The organism is Tistrella mobilis, from assembly GCF_039634785.1.
In the GTDB taxonomy this organism is placed as follows: Bacteria; Pseudomonadota; Alphaproteobacteria; order Tistrellales; family Tistrellaceae; genus Tistrella; species Tistrella mobilis.
The window spans coordinates 103,137-126,643 of the sequence record NZ_JBBIAB010000002.1; the positions used below are offsets into that span (position 1 = coordinate 103,137).

Consider the following 23,507-nt stretch of genomic DNA (forward strand, 5'->3'; position numbering starts at 1 on the left):
CCTTGCGGGTGCGTGGATTGAAACTTGTCGTACATCGGAATGATGGCAAAGGGCTTAGTCGCACCCTCACGGGTGCGTGGATTGAACCGAACCGACACGAGCGCCCTGTCGCCGGCCGCCTGTCGCACCCCGACAGGTGCACCGAATCACCCCGCCGCCACCCCCCGCCCCCCCTTCACCCGCCCCACCCGCCGCCCCACCGCCGGCGTCGCCATCAGTCCCGGCAGGGGGGCCGGCATGCGGCGGCGCCAGTTGGGGTGTTCGTGGACCGTGCCGGGCAGGTTGGGCTGGTCTTCCAGCCCGACCAGGTCTTCCAGCGGGGCCAGCACCAGGGGTGCGCGGCTGCGGCCCAGGAAGTCGAGCGCTGCGTCGATCACCGGGCCGGGCCTGTCGGGGGCGGGTTCGGGGCCGGTGGCGGTGCCGGCCCTGGTGAAGGTGGTCCAGAGCCGGGTGCGGTCCTGCGCCCGGGTCTCCTGCGCCAGCGCCGCGGTCTCGCCGGGTCCGAACAGCGACAGCCGGTCGCGCCAGGCGATATCCAGCCCGCGCCACCAGCCGGCGGTGGTCGGCAGGTCGTGGGTGGTGGTGGTGGCGGTGATGCCGTCTTCCCAGGCCTCGGGCGCGCGGAAATCCTGCGCCGCGTCGCGTTCGAACCACAGCACCCGCGTGCCCATCAGCCCGCGGGCGGCCAGCACCGCGCGGAAGCCGTCGGGCACCGTGCCCAGATCCTCGCCGATCACCACCGCCCGGCGGTGCTGCGAGACATCCGCCACCACATCCAGCATTTCCGCCAGGGGGTAGCGCAGATAGGCGCCCTCGGCCGGTGACGCGCCGTCGGGGATCAGCCAGAGCCGCATCAGCCCCAGAACATGGTCGATGCGGATGCCGCCGGCCGCAGACAGGGTTGCGTCCAGCATCTGGCGAAAGCCGGCGCAGCCGGTTTCCAGCATCACCCGCGGCGACGGCGCCGCCAGCCCCCAGTTCTGGCCCAGCGGGTTGAACAGATCGGGCGGCGCGCCGATGCTCGCCCCGTTCAGAATACCGCTACGTTCGCTCCACGATTGCGCGCCGCTGCCATCCACCCCGATGGCGAGATCGGCGATCAGCCCCACCCCCATGCCTGCCCCGGTCGCCGCGCTCTGCGCCCCGGCCAGGCCGCGGAAGGCGAGCCATTGCCGCAGCCGTGCCGCCTCCACCGCTTCGGCGTCGCTTATCGCCACGTTGGACACGGACGATCCCCGAGGATCGCGAAAGTCGTGTGGCCAGGATGGCCAGCCGCCGGTCAACCCCCGGGCGCGGAAGCGGGCATCCAGCACCTCGAACACCGCATGGTCGTCCAGCGCCCGGCCGCGGGCGGCGCGGAAGGCCCGATAGCCGGGATCGGCGGCAAGCCTTGCCCCATGCGCCCCGATCAGATGGTCGATCACCGCCCGCTTGATCCCTGCCACCTCGGGCCAGTCCACCAGCGGCGCTGCCGCCGCGGCGCGGGCGCGGGCGGCAAGGCCTGCCGCCTCCAGCGCCCGGGCGGTTTCCGCCCCGCCCGCGATGTCGTCGGGGTCGATGATCAGCTCGTTCAAAAACAGCCGGCTGGAGGGGGCATAAGGGCTCCAGCGATGCGGATCGGCGCCGAACAGGGCATGGACCGGGCTCACCCCCAGGCAGCAGGCCCCGGCCTCGCCCAGGCTGCGGGCCAGCCCGGCAAGGGCTGTCGTATCGCCGCAGCCCAGGTCCCCCGATCGCCGCAGCCCGTAAAGCTGCGCGGTCGCCCCCCAGGCCCGCGGCGGTTGCCCGGCCGGCCAGGCCAGGGCGTCGGCCAGGGCGTCGGCCAGGCCGAAACAGCGCGGCCCCGCCGCGGCATCCGGCCGGGGCGGCGGCAAAGCGGTCGCCCGCGCCAGGCTCTCGCGGATCTGCGCCGGGCTGTCGGCCGGCAGGTCCAGCACCGCCAGCAGCGCGCGCAGCGTGTCGGGGGCGACGCTGTGGCCCTGGCCGGCGGCATCGGTCCAGCTGGTGGCGATGCCGGCGGCGGCGGCCAGAGCCTGCAACCCTTCGTCCGGTCCATTACCGCTTTTGGTTGTATTTCCGCTCATCCCTCGGGCTCCCTCAGCACCGCCGCGGTGGTCATGGGCGCAAGCGCACCCGTCTCCAGCGCCTCGATCGCCTCCGGGGGCACGAACAGCCAGCGGCCCTCGGGCTTTCCGTCCAGCGGCACCGGGCTGCCGTCCAGATTGCAGAACAGGGTCAGCACGGCGCCGTCGCCCAGCCGCCAGGCGGCGCGCACCGCCTTGGGGCCGATGGCGGCCGCCCCTTCGGACACGGCACCCTCCAGCCGCGGCACGATCTCGCGCTGGCGGAGCGCGATCAGCCCGGCGACCAGGGCGGCCCGGGCGCGGCCGGGCTCACGCGCCGCCTCGTCCGCGTCGGTCCGCGAGGTCTCGAAGGTCAGCGCCGCATTGGGGTCGGGGATGCGGGCGCGGGCCTGATCGTCGGCGAACCGCTCGAACCGGGCGAATTCCCGCCGCCGGCCCTCGCGCACCAGCGGTGCCAGCGCGTCGTGATGATCGGTGAAGAACAGGAAGGGCCGGGTGCTGCCCCAATCCTCGCCCATGAACATCAGCGGGATGGCGGGTGCCAGCAGGATCAGCGCGGTCGCCGCCGCCACCCCCGCCACCGGCGCCAGGCTGGTCAGCCGCTCGCCGAAGGCGCGGTTGCCGATCTGGTCGTGGTTCTGCAGGAAGTTGACGAAGGCGGTGGGCGGCAGATGGCCGCTGGGTTCGCCCCGCCTCTCGCCGCCGCGATAGGCCGACGGGTCGCCCTGATAGATGAAGCCTTCGGCCAGCGCCCTGGCCAGGCGGTCGGCCGGGGCCTCGGCATAATCGGCGTAATAGCCGTCGGTCTCGCCGGTCAGCAGCACATGCATCACATGGTGCATGTCGTCGTTCCACTGCGCGTCATAAAGCCCCGGCGCCAGATGGCGAGCGGCATTGCCGTCATGTTCCAGCACCAGATGGACATGGCGGCCGGGCTCGGTCTCGCTCCGGATCCGGGCCGCGGTCTCGTCCAGCCAGTCGGGATCGGGGATGGCATGAACGGCATCGAAGCGCAGCCCGTCGAAGCGGTATTCGTTCAGCCAGTAGAGCGCGTTTTCGGTGAAATGGCGGCGCACCTCCGGCCGGCGGAAATCGATCGCCTCGCCCCAGGGGGTGTCGATGTCGTCGCGGAAGAAGCCGCCGGCATAGCCGTGGATATAGTTCCCGTCCGGCCCGAAATGGTTGTAGACCACGTCCAGGAACACCATCAGCCCCAGCCCGTGGGCGGTGTCGATCAGGGTCTTCAGCTCTTCGGGGCTGCCATAGGCATGGTCGGGGGCATAGGGCAGCACCCCGTCATAGCCCCAGTTGCGGGCGCCGGGGAAATCATTCACCGGCATCAGCTCGATGGCGGTGAAGCCGCGGGCCGCAATCTCGGCCAGGCGGCGGGTGACGCCGGCGAAGCCGTCCCACAGCCCGGCATGCACTTCCAGGATCACCGCCTCGCGCCAGGGCCGGCCGCGCCACTCGCCATGGCGCCAGAGAAAGGCCTCGGGGTCGATCACTTCCGATGGCCCGTGGACATCCTCGGGCTGGAAGCGCGACACCGGGTCGGGGACCGCCAGATCCTCGCCCATGCCATAGCGATAGCGGGTGCCGGGGCCGCATTCGACCGTCGCCTCGTGCCAGCCCTCGCCCAGCGCCGTCATGTCGAGGGGGGTGCCGCCCTCGATCAGCAGCCGCACCCGGCCATGATCCGGCGCCCAGATCCTGAACCGGGTCCGCCCCGGCCCGACCGGCTCGGCACCGGCCGACAGCGGCTGATGAAAGCGCCGGCCGGGCGGCGGATCGGCCGGCAGCGATGCCGCCAGCAATTGCAGGCTGCGGGCCCGCACCGTCACCCGGCCGCCGGTCAGCGGCACCTCGTCGGTCTCGCCGTCGCTCGTGTCCAGAATCCGGGTCCAGGCCAGGCCGTGGCGGGAAAGCGGGCGCAGCGGCAGGATGAAATCCTGATCCCCGGCGCCGGTGTTGAACAGGGTCAGCACGACGTCGAGTTGCCCGGTATCCGACGGACCGGTGCGGACCAGCGCCAGCGCCCGGGTGGCCGGGTCGTTCCAGGTTTCGGCCGGCACCGGCCCGCCATCGACGCCGAACCAGGCGATATCGGCCAGATCGAAGGCATAGCGCCGGTCGCCATGCAGAAAGCGGCGGTCGCGCAGCACCGCGAAGCGCCGCCTTGCGGCCGCCACAGCGGCGGTGAAGCGGCTGAGCGCCGCGCCCTCGGGCCGTTGCAGCGCCGCCCAATCCACCCAGGATATGTCGTTGTCCTGGGCATAGGCGTTGTTGTTGCCCTGCTGGCTGCGGCCGAATTCATCGCCGCAGAGCAGCATCGGCGTGCCCTGCGACAGCAGCAGGGTGGCGATCATCGCCCGTTGCAGCCGGGCGCGGGTGTCCAGGATCGCCGGGTCGTCGGTCTCGCCCTCGACGCCCCAATTCGCCGACAGGTTGTCGCCATGCCCGTCGCGGTTGTCCTCGCCATTGGCCTCGTTGTGCTTTTCGGCATAGGACACCAGGTCGCGCAGGGTGAAGCCGTCATGGGCGGTGATGAAGTTGACGGATGCCTGGGCGCCGCGATGGCGGTGGTCGAAGATGTCGCCCGATCCGGCCAGCACCGCGGCAAAGCCGGGCAGGCTGCCGTCGTCGCCGCGCCAGGTGCGGCGCACCGTATCGCGATAGCGGTCGTTCCATTCCGAAAACCCGGGCGGGTGATTGCCCAGCTGATAGCCGCCGGGCCCGGTATCCCAGGGTTCCGAGATCAGCTTGACGCGTGAGAGCACCGGGTCCTGCAGGATGGCGTCGAAGAACCCCGATCCCGGGTCGAAACCGGTGCCTTCGCGGCCGAGCGTCACCCCCAGATCGAAGCGGAAGCCGTCGACATGATAGACCTCCACCCAGTGGCGCAGCGAATCCAGCACCATCTGCAGCACGCGGGGATGCGACAGGTTCAGCGTGTTGCCGCAGCCGGTATCGTTGATGCAATAGCGCTCGTCGCCCGGCACCAGCCGGTAATAGCTGGCATTGTCCAGCCCGCGGAAGGACAGCGTCGGCCCAAGCTCGCTGCCCTCGGCGGTGTGGTTATAGACCACGTCCAGGATCACCTCGATCCCGGCGGCGTGCAGCCGGCGCACCGCCACCTTCACCTCGTCCAGCTCACCGGTGGACAGATAGCCGGGTTCGGGGGCGAAAAAGCCGATGCTGTTATAGCCCCAATAGTTCCTCAGGCCCTTGTCGACCAGATGGCGGTCCTGCACGAAGGCATGCACCGGCAGCAGCTCCACGGCGGTCACGCCCAGCCGCAGCAGATGGTCCACGAAGCGCGGATCGGCCAGGGCGGCGAAGCTGCCGCGCTCATGCGGGCGGATATCGTCGCGCCGCATGCTGATGCCGCGCAGATGGGTCTCGTAGATCAGGGTCTCCGTCCAGGGCACCTCCGGGCGGCGATCGTCGCCCCAGTCGAAGGCATCCACCGTCACCACCGCCTTGGGCATGGCCGGCGCGCTGTCGCGCCGGTCGAACGACAGATCGCGCCGGGCCGATCTTGTGCTGTAGCCGAACAGATGATCCGACCAGCGCAGCCGCCCGGCGATCTGCCGGGCATAGGGGTCGAGCAGCAGCTTGTTCGGATTGAAGCGATGGCCGCGCTGCGGTTCATAGGGGCCATGGGCGCGATAGCCATAGACCAGCCCCGGCCCGGCATCGGGCAGATAGCCGTGCCAGACCTCGTCGGTGCACTCCGGCAGCGGCATACAGGCGATCTGCCGCCGACCCTGCCCGTCGAACAGGCAGAGATCCACCCGGCTGGCATTGGCCGAGAACACGGCAAAATTGACACCCAGCCCATCCCAGCGCGCACCGAGCGGCCAGGGACGTCCGGGAAACAGGCGATCGGCCGGGATGGGCATGGGGTGGAACTACCTTCCTTGTCTGGATACGAGGTCTTGGCTCAGCGTGATGTCCACAAGACGAACCGCCGGCAGCACAGGTCCGCCCATCTCCGGCACCACCCCCACCCGCCCGGCGCGACACCCCCTCCACCGTCCTCCCGGCCGGCACCCGCTTGGTCGCCGTTCTCCGCCGGGTGGCCAAGGTGGATCCCCGCCTTCGCGGGGATGACGGTGGTGGGGGTGTGGCGCAGGTGGGTGGGGGTGGTGTCGGACACGGGCGACGGGGTCTGCGGGGACGGTCGAGGACGGGTTCTGCGGGAACGGTGGACGCTGTCGGCCGGCCCGCCATGGCCGGTACCGCCATCGACCGTGCCCGCACCATTCGACCGCCACCGCCGCTGTCCGGCTCGGACGTCGACCCTGCCCGCACCGCCCGACCACCGCCACCACTGTCCGGCACCCCCGCCGACCGTCTCCGCACAAAAGAAACACCGTCATCCCCGCGAAGGCGGGGATCCACCTTTGTCGCCCTGCGAAGACCGCCGACAAAGCGGCCACCGGCCGGGAGGACGGGAGCGTCGAAGGGCCGACAGGCCCGTGGTCGCGAACGATCATCGATCATTCCGTCGCCCATGTCCGACACCACCCCCACCCGCCTGCGCCACACCCCCACCACCGTCATCCCCGCGAAGGCGGGATCCACCTTTGTCGCCCTGCGAAGACCGCCGACAAACCGGCCACCGGCCGGGAGGACGGGGGCGTCGAAGGGCCGACAGGGCCGTGGTCGCGAACGGTCATCGATCATTCCGGCGCCCATGTCCGACACCACCCCCGCCCGCCTGCGCGACACCCCCACCACCGTCATCCCCGCGAAGGCGGGGATCCACCTTCGCCGCCCTGCGAAGACCGCCGACAAAGCGGCCACCGGCCGGGAGGACGGGGCCGTCGGAGGGCTGACACGGATATGGTCGCGAGCGGTCATCGATCATTCCTGTAGAGGCCTACCTGGATCCCCGCCTTCGCGGGGATGACGGTGTTTCTTTTGTGCAGAGACGGTCGACGTCGGAGCCGGACAGGGGCGGCGGTGGTCGGACGGTGCGGGCAGGATCGACGTCCGAGCCGGACAGCGGCGGTGGTCGGGCGGTGCGGCCACGGTCGATGGCGGTACCGGCCATGGCGGGCCGACGGACGGCCTCGACCGTCCCCGCAGACCCCGTCGCCCATGTCCGACACCACCCCACCCGCCTGCGCCACACCCCCTCCACCGTCATCCCCGCGAAGGCGGGGATCCACCTTTGTCGCCGTGCGAAGACCGCCGACAAAGCGGGCACCGGCCGGGATGACGGGGGCGGCAGGGGGCTGACACGGATATGGTCGCGAGCGGTCATCGATCATTCCTGTAGAGGCCTACCTGGATCCCCGCCTTCGCGGGGATGACGGTGTTTCTTTTGTGCAGAGACGGTCAACGGCGGAGCCGGACAGGGGCGGTGGTGGTCGGACGGTGCGGGCAGGGTCGACGGCGGTGTCGGACAGTGGCGGTGGCGTCGGGCGGCGCGGGCAGGGGTAACGGCGGTGACGGACGGTGGCCGTGGCGGGGGCGGTGCGGCCACGGCCAGCGGCGGTGCCCGACGGCGGCGGCGGCGACCAGGCGGGTTCCGGCATCGCTCTACCGCCCCTGTCGCAGCATCAGGGTCGCGAGCGGTGGCAGGGTGAGGGTGAGAGAGGCGGGGCGGCCATGGGCGGGGGTTTCCACCGCCAGCGCCCGGCCGCCATTGCCCAGGCCCGAACCGCCATAGGCGGTGGCGTCGGTGTTCAGCACCTCGTGCCAGATGCCGGGGGCCGGAACCCCGATACGATAGGCCTCGCGCGGGACCGGGGTCAGATTGGCGACGACCAGCATGTCGGGGTCGGTCGCCTCTTCCCCCGTGCGGCGGATCCAGGCGAAGACGCTGTTCGCGGCATCGTCGCCCACCACCCACTGAAAGCCGCCCGGGTCGTCGTCGCGGCCGTGCAGCGCCGGCTCGTGGGCGTAGAGCCGGTTCAGATCGGCGACGAGCGCCTGGATGCCCTGATGGCCAGCGTCGTCGAGCAGCCCCCAGGGGGTGGAGCCGTCATGGTCCCATTCCCGCGGATTGCCCAGTTCGCCGCCGGCAAAGATCAGCTTGCGGCCGGGATGGCCCCACATGAAGGCGAGATAGGCGCGCAGATTGGCGCGTTTCTGCCAGTCATCCCCCGGCATGCGGCCAAGCAGCGAGCCCTTGCCATGGACCACCTCGTCATGCGACAGCGGCAGCACATAGCGTTCCGACCAGGCATAGACCAGGCTGAAGGTCATGGTGCCGTGATGCCAGCGCCGGTTGATCGGGTCTTCGCCCATATATTTCAGGCTGTCGTGCATCCAGCCCATATTCCATTTGAGCGTGAAGCCCAGCGCGGTCTCCGATCCTTCGGCCGCGACCGGCGCCGTCACCCCCGGCCAGGCGGTGGATTCCTCGGCGATGGTCATGGCGCCCGGCACGCGCGCCTGGATCACCTGGTTCATCCGGCGCAGAAAGGCCACCGTTTCAAGGTTCTCGCGGCCGCCATGGATGTTGGGAACCCAGTCGCCGGCCTCTCGGCTGTAGTCGCGATAGAGCATCGAGGCCACGGCATCCACCCGCAGCCCGTCGACATGGTAATGCTCCAGCCAGTAAAGCGCGCTCGCGATCAGGAAGCCGGCCACCTCGTCGCGGCCGTGATTGTAGATGGCGGTGTTCCAGTCGCGATGAATGCCCTCGCGCGGGTCTTCATGCTCGTAAAGCGCCGTGCCGTCGAAGCGGAACAGGCCGTGAGGGTCCATCGGGAAATGCGCCGGCACCCAGTCCAGGATCACCCCGATCCCGGCGGCGTGGCAGCGGTCCACGAAGCGCGCGAAGCCGCGCGGCCGGCCGAAGCGGGCGCTGGGGGCGAACAGCCCCAGCGGCTGATAGCCCCACGACCCGCCGAAGGGATGTTCCATCACCGGCAGCAGCTCGACATGGGTGAAGCCCAGCGCCCGCACATAGGGGATCAGCCGGTCGGCCAGCCCGTCCCAGTCCAGCTGCGGGTGGGGGGCATCGCGGAACCAGGATGCGGCATGCACCTCGTAGACCGAAACCGGCATCTTCAGCAGATCGGTGGTGGCGCGCCGCGCCATCCAGCTGCCGTCGGTCCAGGGGAAGGGGGTCGGGTCGGGCACGATGCTGGCGGTGCCGGGCGGCATTTCCGTCGCCTGGGCCATCGGATCGGCCTTTTGCAGCACGGCGCCGCCGCGGCTGCGGATCTCGTAGCGATAGGCCCGGCCCGGGCCGATGCCGGGCAGGAACAGCTCCCACACCCCGGCGGCGTGACGCAGCCGCATCGGGTGGCGGCGCCCGTCCCATTCGTTGAAATCGCCGATGACCGAGACCCGGTCGGCATTGGGCGCCCAGACCGCGAAGACGGTGCCGGCGACGCCCTCGATCTCCGTCACCCGCGCGCCCAGCACCCCCGGCAGATCGGGATGATGGCCGGCGCGGATCAGGCGCAGATCCTCGTCGGTCAGGATCGGGCCGAAGCGATAGGGATCTTCCACCGTCTCCGTGCCCTGGCCGGTGGTCGCCACCAGCCGGTAGGGGGCATCCTCGATCGTGCCGGCGAAGATCCCGGCCGGATGCACCCGGGCCAGCACGCCCAGCGGCCGGCCATCCTGTTGCGCCACCGCGCCCACCTCGTCGGCATCGGGGCGGATCACCACCAGCCGGCGGCGCCCCGGTCCGGAGATGGGAACCGGGCCCAGGATGGGCCCCGGCCCCAGCACCGCGAAGGGGTCGCCATGGCGGGCCTCGGCCAGGGCCTCGATCGCCCCCCGGTCCAGGCCGGGGGGGCCGGCCGGTTCATGCGTCGGGTGCGACATCGTCGATCTCCGGTACCAGTCGTTCGGCCAGGCGGGCAAGACCGGCCGCCGGCAGCAGCAGCCAGTCGGGCCGCAACCGGGCCTCGTAGGCGACCTCGTAGGCCGCCTTCTCGATCAGGAACAGTTTCAGCAGCGCCGGCAGATCGGGCGCTGCGGTGGTGGCCTCGTCGCCGGCATAGCCGGCCAGGAAGGCGCGCTCCATCTCGCCGCGCAGCCGCAGCAGCCAGTGGGCGGGATCGTCTGGCTCCAGCCCCGCGCCGGTATCCGATGCCGGGGCCGCCGGATGTGGCATAGCGGTCACGTAATCGATCGAGCGCAGCAGCCCTGCCACATCCCGCCAGGGGCTGTCCTTCGCCCGGCGCAGCGCCAGCGGCCGGGTCGGCTCACCCTCGAAATCGATCAGGGTGACATCGCCGGTCGACACCAGCAGCTGCCCCAGATGGAAATCGCCATGGATGCGGGTCAGTGTCGCGCCGGTCCCCGCCTCGGCCAGTGCGGCCACGGCTGCGGCCAGCCCCCGGCGCCGGGTCAGCACGCTCCGCGCTGCCCGGGCGAGGGGGGTATCCTCCCCCGCGGCGGCATGATCGGCCAGGATATCGAAGGCGGTTTCCAGCGCCTGGCCGATTCGGCTATTCCAGGCGGCGATCGTAGCCGGATCGGCTATTTCCGGCGCAAAATTCACGTCCTCCGACGGCCGCGCCAGCACCTCGTGCAGCTCCTTCAGCCGGTGGCCGATGGTGCGGGTCAGCGCGCGGATCGTGCCCGTGGCATCTTCCAGCCGCTCCCGGTCGTGATGGTGCAGCGCGTCCAGCGCCCGGGCCAGCTGGTCGCCGGTCCAGTGCCAGCCATCGCCCTGATTGCGGATGAAGCGCTGGATCACCGCCAGGCTGGCGGTGCCGTCGCTCTCCTCCCCAACCTGGCCCTCCCACGCCAGTTCGCCCAGGAATTCCGCCACCCCGGCATAGCCGGCTTCGGTCAGATGGCGGGCCATTTCGACCTCGGGGTTGATGCCGGGCTGGATGCGGCGGATCAGCTTGATCACCGCGGTATCGCCCACGATGACCGAGCTGTTGGTCTGCTCCGCCGCCATCCAGCGCACCTCGGCGCCGGGCGGCAGGGCGCCTGCGATCGCAACCGCCTGGGCCGATCCGGGCCGAAGCGCCAGCCGCGCCCCGGGTGCCGCCCGGGTGCCGCCATCGGCCAGCGCCCGCATCAGCGCCCGGCCGAAGCCTTCCAGCGCAAAACCGTCGGTCAGCAGCCCCACCCGGGCGGTCTGCCGCACCCGCGCCAGTGCCAGCCGTACCGGCAGGGCGGGGGTATCCGGGCGGTCTGCCTCCCACAGAATGCCCAGCGGCAGGGCGTAATGATCCTCGGTGCCGTCGTCGCGGGCGACCGCAATCCCGGTCAGCAGGATCTCGCCATCGGTGCCGGGCAGCGGGTCGGCGAAATCCAGCCGCGCGGTCGCCGCCGCATCCCGCCCGCCGGCGAACCAGCGGCGCATGGCCAGCCAGGCCGGCAGCACCGTCTTCGACAGCCGGTCGCGATGGGGGGCTTCCAGCAGCTGCGCCAGCCCCCGGCGCAGCACGAAGGTTTCATGCTCGGGCAGGGGCTCCGGCGCCGGCAGGTGCCAGACCGGCGCCCGGCCTTCCGGTTCCAGCGCAAAGGCATAGAAGCCATAGGGCGGCAGGGTCAGCAGATAGGGCAGCTGGCCGATCGGCGGAAAGGCGGCACCGCCGACCAGTTCCATCGGCACCCGACCTTCGAAGCGCGACAGATCCAGCTCCACCGCCTGGGCGGTGCGCGACAGATTGGCCACGCACAGCACCGTATCATTGTCGTCGGCGCGCAGATAGGCCAGCACCCGGCGGTTGCCCGGGAACAGGAAATCCAGCCGTCCCCGGCCGAAGGCGCGGAAGCGGCGGCGGACCTGAAGCATGCGCCGGGTCCAGTGCAGCAGCGAATGCGGGTCGCGGCTCTGGGTTTCCACATTCACCGCGGCATGGCCGTAAAGCGGGCTCATGATCGCCGGCAGGATCAGCTGTTCGGGATCGGCGCGCGAAAACCCGCCATTGCGGTCGGGCGACCATTGCATGGGGGTGCGCACCCCGTCGCGGTCGCCCAGATGGACATTGTCGCCCATGCCGATCTCGTCGCCGTAATACAGCACCGGCGTGCCGGGCATGGTCAGCAGCAGGCTGTGCATCAGCTCGATCCGCCGCCGGTCGCGATCCAGAAGCGGCGCCAGGCGCCGCCGGATGCCCAGATTGATCCGCGCCCGCCGGTCCGAGGCATAGGTCTCCCACAGGAAGGTGCGCTCGGTTTCGGTCACCATCTCCAGCGTCAGCTCGTCGTGATTGCGCAGGAAGATCGCCCATTGGCAGTTTTCCGGAATGTCCGGCGTCTGGCGCATGATGTCGGTGATCGGGAACCGGTCTTCCTGCGCGATGCTCATATACATCCGCGGCATCAGCGGGAAATGAAACGCCATGTGGCATTCGTCGCCGGCGCCGAAATATTCCTGGGTGTCTTCCGGCCATTGATTGGCTTCGGCCAGCAGCATCCGGTCGCTGTAATGTTCGTCCAGATGGGCGCGGATCTTCTTCAGAACCTCGTGGGTCTCGGGCAGGTTTTCGTTGTTGGTGCCCTCGCGCTCGATCAGATAGGGCACGGCGTCGAGCCGGAGCCCGTCCACCCCCATGTCGAGCCAGAAGCGCATCACCTTCAGCACCGCGTCCAGCACCCGCGGGTTGTCGAAATTCAGGTCGGGCTGGTGGGAATAAAAGCGGTGCCAGTAATAGGCCCCGGCCACCGGATCCCAGGTCCAGTTCGACTTTTCGGTGTCGAGGAAGATGATCCGGGTTTCGGGATATTTCCGGTCGTCATCCGACCAGACATAGAAATCGCGCTGCGCCGAGCCGCGCCTGGCGCGGCGGGCGCGCTGGAACCAGGGATGGGCGTCGGAGGTGTGGTTGATCACCAGTTCGGTGATCACCCGCAGCCCCCGGGCATGGGCTTCGGCCAGGAAACGCTTGAAGTCGCCCAGCGTGCCATAGGCGCGGTTGACGTCGCGATAATCGGCGATGTCGTAGCCGTCGTCGCGCAAGGGCGAGGGGTAGAAGGGCAGCAGCCAGATCGTGTCGACGCCAAGTGCCGCAATATAGTCCAGCCGCGAGATCAGCCCCGGGAAATCGCCGATGCCGTCGTCATTGCCGTCCTGAAACGACTTCACATGCAGCTGGTAGATGACGGCGTCCTTGTACCAGAGCGGATCGCCCGGTGCATGATCGGCGCCACGGATGATCCGGCCTTGCGCGCCGGTGGGGGACGAGACAGGGGGCGTGGGTGCAGGCATGTGGCTCAACCTCTCACCGGCGGCAGCACCCGCCAGATGGCGAAGGGAAGGTGGGCGGGGTCCAGGCGCAGCCGGTGATGCCGGCCGGTCCAGGTGGATCGCTGGCCGGTGACCAGATCATCCATGGTCACGCGCGCGTCTTCTTGCAGACCCCAGCGGTCCAGCGGCAGCTCGATCGCCGCCTCCTGGGCGTGGTGGGGGTCCAGGCTCACCGCCACCAGAACGATGTCGTCGCCCTGATCGGTCGTCTTGCTGAACAGCAGCACGTGATCGTTCCAGGCGGTGTGGAAGGCGAGACCGCGGTTCTGATGCAGGGCCGGATGTGCGGCGCGGATGCGGTTGAGCAGGGTGATCTCGGCGCGGATATGGCCCGGCCGGTTCCAGTCGCGGGGCCGGATCTCGTATTTCTCGCTGTCGAGATACTCCTCGCGCCCCGGCAGGGGCGCGCCCTCGCACAGCTCGAACCCCGCATACATTCCCCAGAGGCTTGAGAGCATGGTGGCGAGGCAGGCGCGGATCAGGAAGCCCGGCCGGCCGGAGGTCTGCAGGAAATAAGGGTTGATGTCGGGGGTGTTGACGAAGACATGCGGCCCGAAGAACTCCACCGCCGGCGGCGTGCTGAGTTCGGTGAAATAGGCGGTCAACCCGGCCTTGTCGTCGCGCCAGGTGAAATAGGTATAGGACTGCGCGAAGCCGAGCTTCGCCAGACGGTACATGACCTTGGGCCGGGTGAAGGCCTCGGCCAGGAACACGGTGTCGGGATGGTCGCGGCGGATGTCGGCGATCAGCCATTCCCAGAACGGAAACGGCTTGGTGTGGGGGTTGTCGACCCGGAACAGCCGGACGCCTTCCGCCACCCAGAAGGCCACCACGTCTCTCAGCGCCTGCCACAGATCCGGCACCGCGCCCTCGGCATAGAAGTCGACATTGACGATGTCTTCATAGCGCTTGGGCGGGTTTTCGGCATAGCGCATGGAGCCGTCGGATCGCCAGGCGAACCAGTCGGGATGGTCCTTCAGCCAGGGATGATCGGGGGAGCACTGGATGGCGAAATCCAGCGCCACCTCCATGCCCTGATCGGCCGCGGCGGCGACCAGGGCCCGGAAATCCTCAAGCGTGCCCAGTTCGGGATGGATCGCATCATGGCCGCCCGCCTCGCTGCCGATGGCATAGGGGCTGCCGGGATCCTCGGGTCTCGCCGTCAGGGCGTTGTTGCGGCCCTTGCGGTTGGTGCGGCCGATCGGGTGGATCGGCGGCATATAGAGCACGTCGAAGCCCATCGCCCGGATCTCGGGCAGGCGGCGGATCACGTCCTCGAACCGGCCATGGCGGCCGGGATCGTCGGTTTCCGAGCGCGGGAACAGCTCGTACCAGGCGGCAAAGCCCGCGCGCAGCCGCTCGACATCGACCGGGTAGTCGCGCGGCGTGGCGCTGGCGAAGGGGCGGGGGTCGACCAGCGCCATGGCCGCGCGGGTTTCGTCGTCGAGCAGGCGGCGGACTTTCGCCGCATCATCGCAGGCCTGCTCCACCTCCTGCACGATATCGTCGATGCCATGGGCACGGAGCAGGGCCAGACCATCGGCCAGATCCACCGGCCGCACCACGCCTGCCGCCTGTTTCTTGGCCAGATCCGCACGATAGGATCCCCAGGCATCGCGCCAGGCCATGATCTCGAACCGGTGCCGGCCCAGCCGGTCCAGCGGCACCCGGCCCCGCCAGCGGTCGTTGACCACGGGCGTCATGGGGACTTCGCGCCACTCGGCTTCGTCCTCGGCGCGCAGCCTGAGCACGGCTTTGATGACGTCGTGGCCGTCGGCGAAAATATCGGCCTCGACCTCAAGCGTGCTGCCCAGCCGGCGGCGGATGGCGAACCGGCCGTCATCCAGCAGGGGCTGGACCGCCTCGATCGCGATCCGCGGCAGCCGGGCCGCCGCCTCGGCCGGCCCGGCCTCGGGCCCGCGCACAGGCGGGGCCGCCGCGATCTCCAGAACCGCCACCCCGCCGGGCGCCAGATCCAGCGGCGTGCCCGGCGGGTGATCGACCAGCCGCCGCGCAGCCATGTCGGGCCCACGGGCCAGCAGCGGCTGCGGATCGATGCGCAGCCGCCGGTCCAGCAGGCGCGAGGCGACGACCAGCCGCGTCTCCTCGGCGCGGAAGGCGAGCACCGGGCCGCTTTCGCCGGTCAGCATCCGCAGCGCCGGCCGGCCGGTGGTCTCCAGCCGCTCGAAACCGGCATTGGCGACCCGAAGCGGCTGGGACAGGTCGTAGGCCGGCTGCCGGGGCCCCTCGGGCGCCGGCATGTCGGGGCGGAGCGGATCGGGCGCGCCCCGGTCGAACCCGGCCTGAACGACGATGCCGTCGAAGAGAAAGGGGGCGAGTTTCAGGCTGCGCCGCCCGGCCGCCTCGGCCGCCTCGGGCCCGCCCAGGATCTCGGGCAGGCGCGGCCCGAATGGCACTTCCGGACAGGCCAGCACGCTGCCGATGCGCGACAGCCGCGCGATCTCGTCCAGCATCCAGGGGGCGGCCAGATCCCACCAGGCATCGGAGGCGACCGCGGCATCGAAGCCGCAGGCGGCGAGCGCGTCGATCCGTTCCGCCGTCAGCCCATGGCTCCAGAGCAGCAGCCGGCAATCGGCGGCGCGGGCACGGAGCCGCGCCCAGATCTCGGGCGTCACCGCCTGGGGCAGGGGCGCGCGGAAGCCCGCGACGCCTGCCGCCATGGCGGCATCGACCAGCTCGGCCAGCGTCGCTTCGTCCTGGTCATTTTCGGGGATCAGAGCCTGTCGGCGCGGATCGCGGCCCGCCCGCGCTTCGCGCGCCGGGTCGGGTTCGGGCAGCAGATCGACCAGCAGCCGGATGCCGTGATCGGCGGCGCTGCGGCAGGCGGCCTCGATCCGGGCCGGTTCGGCCGGGCCCGCCGGCAGCAGATGGTCGAAGCCCAGATCACGGGCATGGGCGGCGGCGGCCGCCAGCGCCGCGCCCTCGCGGGCGGTTGCGGCGGGCACCATCAGGATCCGGGGATGCCAGGGGGTGCGAGAGGGCTGCGCGTTCATGCATCCCCCGCCGGCCGCCGGGTGCGGGAACGGGTGGCGGGCTTCGTGCCGGCCTTTTTCGGTGCATCGGCCGTCGCCGTCGGTGCGGCATCGGTGCCGCCCTTGGCGCGGCGCGTTCCGGCCCCGGTTGCCCTGGTCGCCCCCGTACCCGCCCTGGTCGCCCCCGCACTCGCCTTCGTCTCGGCCGTCTTCGCGGCCGCCAGACGCTGCCGTGTGCGGGTCTCCGGCGCTGCGGGGCCCGGTTCGGCGGCAGAGGGCGCGGGGGAGCCGGGGACGGGTGGCCCGGGGACGGGTGGGCCGGGGACAGGCAGGGTGGGGCCGGCCTCGTAGGGCCCGTCCTCCGGTCCGGCTGCGCGTCCGGTTTCCGGCACCGACCGGTTGGCCGCCTCCAGCGCCTCAAGCTCGGCTTCCGCTGCCGCCCAATGCGCGCGGTCGCGGCCATGGGGCCGGCCTTCCTCCACCCAGATGCGGTGGGCGATCTTCTCCAGGCGGCGGGTGCGGTCCGTGGGGGTGTCGTCGGATGTGTGCATCACCAGGCGTCCTCGGGCATCGATGGGCCGTCTGCTGGCTCAACACCCGCGGGGCGTCCTGGTTCCCCATCCTGCCGGGAACCCTCCCGCCGGTCCGAGGTTGTGCGGGACGACCTCACCGCTTTGCTCCAAGGAGCCTTCCCCCATGGCGACCCATACCGATCACGGCCACCACACCCCGAATGTGCATCCCGCAGAACAGCTCGCCTCGCTGTTCCTCGGCGCCTGTCTGGTGCGCCACGGCCTGAAGTCCGACCATCCAGGCCATGCCGGCGGCCTCCTGTCGATGGCGGCCGGCGGGCTGCTGATCCATCGCGGCCTGCAGGGCCGCTGCATGCTCTATGAACGCCTCGGCATCGACACCAGGGGCGAGCAGGAGGTGAACGGCCGCAACACCTCTGAAATCCATGCCTCGGTGACCATCGACCGCCCGGCCGCGGAGCTGTACCGCGAATGGCGCGATCTGGAACATCTGTCGCGCATCCTCTCTCATGTCCACAGCATCCGCGAGATCGACGACACCACCTCGCGCTGGATCATCGACGGCCCGGCGGGGGAGAGCATCGGCTTCGTGTCGCGCATCACCCAGGACATTCCCGACCGCCGCATCGCCTGGAGCACGACCGAAGAGGCCGATTTCCAGAATGCCGGCATGGTCGAATTCATCCCCGATACCGAAACCGGCGACGGCCGCAACCGCACCGAGGTGGCGGTGACGCTGCGCTACGAGGTGCCGGCGGGGCTGCTGGGCCGCATCGGCCAGTGGCTGATGCCGCGCCACCCCAAGCGCCAGCTGATGGACGATCTGCGCCGCTTCCGCCGGCGGATGGAAGAGAACGGCTCCGCCACCGGCGGTGCTGCCGCCGGATCCTCGGGCGGTTTCGGCACCGAGGTGGGCGGCGGCGCGCCCGGAACCACAGGATCGGGCACCACAGGATCGGGTACGGCCCGGGCCTCGGCGCCCTTCACCCCCGGCAAGCAGCCGGGCGGCAACGGCAAGTCGACCGGCCCGGGCCAGTGACCGTGGCGGGGCTGCGGCTGCCCGAACCCCGGCCCGACTGGGCGCTGTTTCTGGATGTGGACGGCTGCCTGGTCGACATCGCCCCCACCCCCGATGCGGTGGTGGTGGAAGCCGGGCTGCCAGCGCTGCTCGACCGCCTGGCGGCCCGGTTCGGCGGCGCGCTGGCCCTGGTCAGCGGCCGGCCGCTGGCGGAGTTGGAGCAGCTGTTCCACCCCGCCCGTCCGGCCGCCGCCGGCCAGCACGGGCTGGAATGGCGCGGCCGGCCGCCGCTGCCGCAGCCCCAGGGGTTCGTGGCGCTGGAGGCACCGCTCGCCGCCTTCGCCGCCGCCCATCCGGGCGTGCTGCTGGAGCGGAAATCCCACGGGTTCGCCCTGCATTACCGGGCGGCCCCGGCCGCGGGGGCCGGCGCGCTGGCGCTGGCCCGCCGGCTGGCCGCGACCACCCGGCCCGAGATGCGGGTGATGCCGGGCAAGATGGTGGTGGAACTCAGGATGGCGGGCGCCGACAAGGGCACCGCCATCCGCGCCTTCATGGCGGCGGCGCCGTTTCGCGGCCGGGTGCCGGTCTTCGCGGGCGACGACGTCACCGACGAGGACGGTTTCGCCATGGTCAATGCCATGGGCGGTCATTCCATCCGGGTCGGACCCCGGATCGGCGCGGAACACGGGGCTCCCCCGGCCAGCGCCGCACGCTGGACGGTGCCCGATGCGCCCGGTTTCCGCCGCTGGCTGGCCGGGCTTGCGGTGATGGGCGAAGGGGTGGGTGAAGGGCGAGGGAGGGCGGGTGAAGGGGTGGGCGGCCCCGGAACCTAACCCCTCCTCTGCGGGTTATCGCGATGAATGAATGTCGCGACGACGGCGTCGGCCAGGGCCGGCCCCCGTCGGAGCCTGGAGGGACGGATCTTGAAGCGACTTGTGGTGATCTCCAACCGCGTGGCCCGCGCAGATCCGCGGTCCACCGAGGATGCGGGGGCGAGCGGCGGACTGGCCGTGGCCGTCCGCGAGGCCCTGAGCGAAACTGCCGGCCTGTGGTTCGGCTGGAGCGGCCAGCTTTCCGACGCGCCAGCGATGCATGGGCCCGAGATCCAGCCCGGCGGCTACCGGGTCGCCACGGTCGATCTGACGCCCGCCGATCATCGCGGCTATTACAACGGCTATGCGAACGAGGCGCTGTGGCCGGTGCTGCACAGCGCCCCCCATCTGATGCACCACGATGCCGACCGCTACACCGCCTATCGATCGGTGAACCGCCAGTTCGTCGACCGGCTGCTGCCGCTGCTGCACCCCGACGACATGATCTGGATCCACGATTATCACCTGCTGCCGGCGGCCGAAGAACTCAGGCGGCGGGGCATGCGCAACCCGATCGGCTTCTTCCTGCACACGCCCTTTCCGGCCGCGGATGCCTTCGCGGCCCTGCCCGAACACCGCGCCCTGGTCGAGGGGCTGGCCCATGCCGATCTGATCGGCTTCCAGACCGCTTCGGACCTGCGGGCCTTCCAGGACTATATCCGCTGGGAAGCGGGGGGCAGCGTCTCCATGGACGGGCGGATGGAAGCCTTCGGTCGCCATTTCCGGGCCTCGGTCTTCCCGATCTCGATCGATCCGGCCGCTTTTGCCCTGACGGCCGAGCGCAATGCCGACAGCGACTATTGCCTGAAGCTCGCCCGCGGCACCGGCCGCGGCGCGTTGATGCTGGGCGTCGACCGGCTGGACTATACCAAGGGCCTGCCGCACCGCATGCTGGCCTATGAACGGCTGCTGGAGGCCGCGCCCGATCTGCGCCGTCGCATGGCCTTCGTGCAGATCGCGTCTCAGTCGCGCAGCAAGCTGCCGGAATATGTCGCGATCCGGCGCGAGCTGGAAGAGATCAGCGGCCGGATCAACGGCCGCTTCTCGGAACCCGACTGGACGCCGCTGCGCTACATCAATCGCGGCATCCCGCGCGAAACGCTTGCGGGCGTGCTGCGCATGGCCCGGATGGCGGTGGTGACACCGCTGCATGACGGCATGAACCTGGTTGCGAAGGAATATGTCGCAGCCCAGAACCCCGAAGATCCGGGCGTGCTGATGCTGTCGCGCTTCGCAGGTGCCGCGCAGGAACTGGACGCCGCCCTGATCGTCAACCCGCTCGACCACGACGAAACCGCGCGCCGCATGCATCAGGGCCTGACCATGAGCCTTGAAGAACGCCGCGAGCGCTGGGAGGCGATGATGGCGGTGCTGTCGGCCAACGATGTCAGCCGCTGGTGGCGCAGCTTCGTCCGCGCGCTGGCCGATGCCGCCAACCCCACCGCCCAACCCCCCACCGGCCGCCTGCTCCGCCGCGACCACCCGCGCCTCGCCGCCGAAGGCAGCGCTGTGGCGAAGCGCGAAGGCTTCGTGCGGGAGACGGGGGCCGCAACCTCCGGCCGCGCGCATGACGGGTTGCTGATGCGGGCAAGTGGCGACGCCTGACCCGCCCCCCTCACTCCCCGATGCGGGTCCAGGTGTTGACGCTGGTCATGCGGCAGTCGCCGAGCCCCATGGCGCCGGCGGCCGCATCGGGCAGGGTCAGGCGCATGGTGACGAGGTGTTCGATCTCGGTTTCGCTTTTGACGGTCAGTCGCCAGGTCATTCTGCTGCCCTGGCCGTCGCCGGCCGGGATCTGGCCGAAAAGGGGGCTGAACAGCTCGGCCTGCCAGGCGTCGTCGCCGGCGTTCCGCCAGTCGACCCGGCTGAGGCCCTCCGCCTCCAGGCGGCGGGTCATCTCCAACTGGTCGGGGTGGAACGGCACGTCGAAGGTCAGCCGGCGTGGGGTCGTCCACTCGGCCGGCAGGGCGCCGGCTGATGTCGGGAAGGCCTGCTGCATGAGGGGCGGGCAGCCGTCCAGCCGGGTTTTGCCCAGCCGCGCCTGCCACAGGCCGGGCTGTGGCTGGATGCCGTAGAACAGCGCCAGGTCGCCATTGCCTTCGTCATCCCCGCCGCAGGCCCGGTCGATCGCCTGGCGGCTGCGCGTGTCCCAGCTGTAGAGGGGATAGCGCCGGCCGTCGCCGATCACGAAAACGGCATCGGCAGAGGGGGCGGGGCCGATGCCCTTCTCGACCGCCAGATCGTTCACCCGGTCGAAGGGCACATCCGACAGATAGAAGGCGGCGCCGTTGCCGCGGCATTCCGCGATGATGGCCTTGTCGGCCAGCGCCGGCCCGGCCAGGGCAATGCCCAGGCCGGACAGCAGGGCGCCGGTCAGCCGATGACGCATGTCGGGTTCATCCTTGGAAGCGGTTATCGTGCCGGGGGGCGGGTTATCGTGCCGGGGTGCGCGACGGGGCCAGAAGCTCCAGGGTCCGGGCCGCATCCGACGCCCCACCCCCGGTGTCGCCCCCGGTGTTCCCGTCGGTGTCGCCCCTGGTGCCGCCGGTCCCGAGCGTCCTGCGGATCAGATCGAAATCCTGCGATGCGATGCCGGGCGTGAAGGCGCAGAGCCGGTTGCCGGGGCCGGCCTCGCGGCAGTCGGTTCCGCCCGGCTGGTTCAGGCCGATGAGGTGGAAAGCCCCGGATCGGTCCAGATCGAAGAACCAGGTCGAAAGTTGTCGGCCTCCATCCCCGGTGGGGCGGGCCGCCTCTACCGACCAGCGCGCCGGCAACTGCCCCGATATCGGCGGGTTGGGGTGGTCGAATGCGCAGGCCGTGTCGCCGCAGCGGCGGATCACCTGCCCGGTGGTCAGCGTGAACTGCAGGGTGCGGATGGCGGCGGCCAGCTTTTCATCGCCCCGGTCCGGGTCGGCGCACAGGCGCCCCACCCGGGTGATGTGGCAGGCATTGTCGCCCGGCGGCGGGGTTTCGGGGTTCAGGAAGATCGATGCCGTGGCGCCGGTGGCGTCGATGAATGCGGCGCGGGGGAAGATGTCGGCGCCGGAGGCGGGCACGACCTCGGCCACCCGGTTCTCGGGCAGGATGAAGCCGAGGCCGGTGGCGGCGTCGCGCATCTCGCAATAGGGCGCCGTCCGGTCGCCCGGCAGGCAGCGATGGGGATAGTCGGTCCAGGCCCGCGTTCCCGTCTCTCTGCCGTTTGCGCAGGCATCCGGGCCGTGGCCCCGGCCGTCGTCGCAGGTGGCGGCGGCCCCCGGCGCCGTTGCCGCGGCCGCACCGGTCGCATCATCGGCGACGGTGCCGACCATGATCGGCAGCCGGGCCTTTTCGACCCGCGTGCCCGCGGCGTCGGTGGTTCTGTAGACCAGATCATAGGTGCCGGGCTCCGCCGGGGCCGTCAGGCTGTTGCCATTGGCCAGATCCCCCAGCGTGACCCCCCAGTCGACCTGGCGGTCGCCCTGCCAGATCTCGATCCCGTCGTTCCAGAGCTGGCTGCCGGTGCTGCCGACCGGGATCGCCGCACCCGGCGCCACCGCGGGCGGGGCGAGCAGGGTGACGGCCGGGTCGGTTTCGGTCTGGATGATCATCTCCTCGACCGGCTCTCCGCCCCAGCTTTCCAGCTTCAGGAGATAGGGGCCCGGTGTGGCCGGCAGATTGATCCCGGCCTGGCTGACGCCCGCTTTGCCTTCGACCGTGGAATAGGTGATGGCCTCGCCGCCATCGGGTGCATAGAGCCGCAGCGCCAGCGCCGCGCCGCCGGTTTCCTGGCCCGCCTGGGTGATGTTCAGGTCGATGGCCACGGTTTCCCCCCGGGCCGCATAGGGGCCGCGATCGCGCATTGCCGTGACCGGCAGCAGCCCCTGCATGGTGACGACGATGTCCCGGGCCGCGCCGGTGGCGGTGAAGCGGGCCTCGCCGCGCCCGGCCTCTGCCGTGACGATGGCGGTATAGGTGCCGGGGGCCAGCTCCACGGCGAAAGGCTGATAGCGCGCCGCCCCCGACACCTTGCCCAGCACCAGTTCCTGCCCCGTGCTTTCGTCGCGCAGCGCCCATTCATAGGTATCGGGCATCGCCCCCGGATAGGAAAAGATCAGGCGCAGCCCGGTCGTCGCCACCGGCGGTGCCTCGGCGGTGGCACGCGACAGGGCCTCGGCCAGTTCCGCGCCCGATTGCGGGCGCATCAGCAGACCGCCGGTCTTGTCGGGAATGCAGGCCAGGGCGGCGGCTTCGGTTTCGGTCAGCCCGAACCCCACCACATGCGCCCGGATCCGGATTCCCTCTGCGGCAAGCTCTGCCGCAACCGCGCAGGGGTCGACATCGCAGGTCTCCAGCCCGTCGGTGACCAGCACGATATCGGCCTCTTCCGCCGTGCGGGGGATGTCGGCCGCAGCCCGGCGCAGCGACTGCCCCAGCGGCGTCTTGCCCCTGGGGTTCAGCCGCGCCAGCCGCGCCGACAGGGCGCGTGTCTCGTGCCGGCCGACCGGGGCGATCTGCTCGATATCCGAACAATCGCCCCGGCGATTATGACCATAGGCGATGATGCCGAGCGGGACCGACATGTCGCGCGACCCCAGGAACCCGTCCAGCACGTCGCGTGCGACCTCTATCTTCGTCTTGCCGCCGGGCCCGGTCTTGTCGTCGGCAAGCCGCCCCCACATCGAGCCCGAGGCATCGAGGATCAGGATGGTGGCGCGGTCCGCCTCTCCGGCCTGGGCAACTGTCCCGGTGCCGCAGGTGATCAGGGCCGCAAGCAGGGCGCCGCCGGTCTTCAACAGAAGCTGTCTCATCTGGCTTTTCTCGTCGACGGCCCGGCGGGCCG

At 70.7% G+C, this 23,507-nt stretch carries 11 protein-coding genes, 1 pseudogene and 1 CRISPR repeat array (1 of these 13 only partly in view); of the genes and pseudogenes, 3 read left to right on the forward strand and 9 right to left on the reverse strand.

All coding sequences use genetic code 11. The features are described from left to right. Positions 1 to 88: a CRISPR direct-repeat array (repeat unit 31 nt) (it extends 2,335 nt beyond the left edge of the window). A 58-nt stretch (positions 89 to 146) separates the two neighbouring features. From malQ to WI697_RS03415, 7 genes and pseudogenes are all read right to left on the reverse strand, one after another. Further along, positions 147 to 2,084, reverse strand: a complete 1,938-nt coding sequence (gene malQ / locus WI697_RS03385; protein WP_409351428.1) for a 4-alpha-glucanotransferase — start codon at positions 2,082 to 2,084, stop codon at positions 147 to 149. Then, positions 2,081 to 3,898, reverse strand: coding sequence for a malto-oligosyltrehalose trehalohydrolase (gene treZ, locus WI697_RS03390; protein ID WP_385997726.1), 1,818 nt, complete (start codon positions 3,896 to 3,898; stop codon positions 2,081 to 2,083). The genes malQ and treZ overlap by 4 nt, the downstream gene beginning before the upstream one ends. Continuing rightward, positions 3,887 to 5,986 (reverse strand): annotated as a pseudogene (glgX, locus tag WI697_RS03395) (glycogen debranching protein GlgX); the annotation flags it as partial. The gene treZ and the pseudogene glgX, both read right to left, overlap by 12 nt. Before the next feature lie 1,648 nt (positions 5,987 to 7,634). Continuing rightward, positions 7,635 to 9,881: a 1,4-alpha-glucan branching protein GlgB gene (glgB, locus tag WI697_RS03400; protein WP_345957361.1), complete on the reverse strand. Its 2,247-nt coding sequence runs from the start codon at positions 9,879 to 9,881 to the stop codon at positions 7,635 to 7,637. Further along, positions 9,862 to 13,233 (reverse strand): maltose alpha-D-glucosyltransferase, encoded by a 3,372-nt coding sequence (gene treS, locus WI697_RS03405; RefSeq protein WP_345957362.1) that lies wholly within the window; start codon positions 13,231 to 13,233, stop codon positions 9,862 to 9,864. The genes glgB and treS overlap by 20 nt, the downstream gene beginning before the upstream one ends. Positions 13,234 to 13,238: 5 nt before the next feature. Then, a complete protein-coding gene (locus tag WI697_RS03410; RefSeq protein ID WP_345957363.1) occupies positions 13,239 to 16,286 on the reverse strand; it encodes an alpha-1,4-glucan--maltose-1-phosphate maltosyltransferase in 3,048 nt (1,015 codons plus the stop codon). After that, entirely contained in the window at positions 16,283 to 16,816 is a 534-nt protein-coding gene (locus WI697_RS03415) for a DUF2934 domain-containing protein (protein ID WP_385997673.1), read from the reverse strand. The genes WI697_RS03410 and WI697_RS03415 overlap by 4 nt, the downstream gene beginning before the upstream one ends. A gap of 145 nt (positions 16,817 to 16,961) precedes the next feature. Here WI697_RS03415 and WI697_RS03425 point away from each other — a divergent pair, with 145 nt between their 5' ends. The 3 genes from WI697_RS03425 (at position 16,962) to WI697_RS03435 (ending at position 20,293) form a co-directional block, all read left to right on the forward strand. Then, positions 16,962 to 17,837: an SRPBCC family protein gene (locus WI697_RS03425; protein WP_345957365.1), complete on the forward strand. Its 876-nt coding sequence runs from the start codon at positions 16,962 to 16,964 to the stop codon at positions 17,835 to 17,837. Between the two features lie 2 nt (positions 17,838 to 17,839). Further along, positions 17,840 to 18,649: a trehalose-phosphatase gene (gene otsB / locus WI697_RS03430; RefSeq protein WP_345957366.1), complete on the forward strand. Its 810-nt coding sequence runs from the start codon at positions 17,840 to 17,842 to the stop codon at positions 18,647 to 18,649. Between the two features lie 90 nt (positions 18,650 to 18,739). Continuing rightward, positions 18,740 to 20,293 (forward strand): alpha,alpha-trehalose-phosphate synthase (UDP-forming), encoded by a 1,554-nt coding sequence (locus WI697_RS03435; RefSeq protein ID WP_345957367.1) that lies wholly within the window; start codon positions 18,740 to 18,742, stop codon positions 20,291 to 20,293. A gap of 10 nt (positions 20,294 to 20,303) precedes the next feature. On the opposite strand, the gene WI697_RS03440 is transcribed toward WI697_RS03435, so the two are convergent. Then, positions 20,304 to 21,077 carry a hypothetical protein gene (locus WI697_RS03440; RefSeq protein WP_345957368.1) on the reverse strand — a complete coding sequence of 258 codons (774 nt, stop codon included), beginning with the start codon at positions 21,075 to 21,077 and terminating at the stop codon, positions 20,304 to 20,306. Between the two features lie 43 nt (positions 21,078 to 21,120). Continuing rightward, positions 21,121 to 23,475 carry a vWA domain-containing protein gene (locus WI697_RS03445; protein ID WP_345957369.1) on the reverse strand — a complete coding sequence of 785 codons (2,355 nt, stop codon included), beginning with the start codon at positions 23,473 to 23,475 and terminating at the stop codon, positions 21,121 to 21,123. Positions 23,476 to 23,507: the final 32 nt, after the last annotated feature.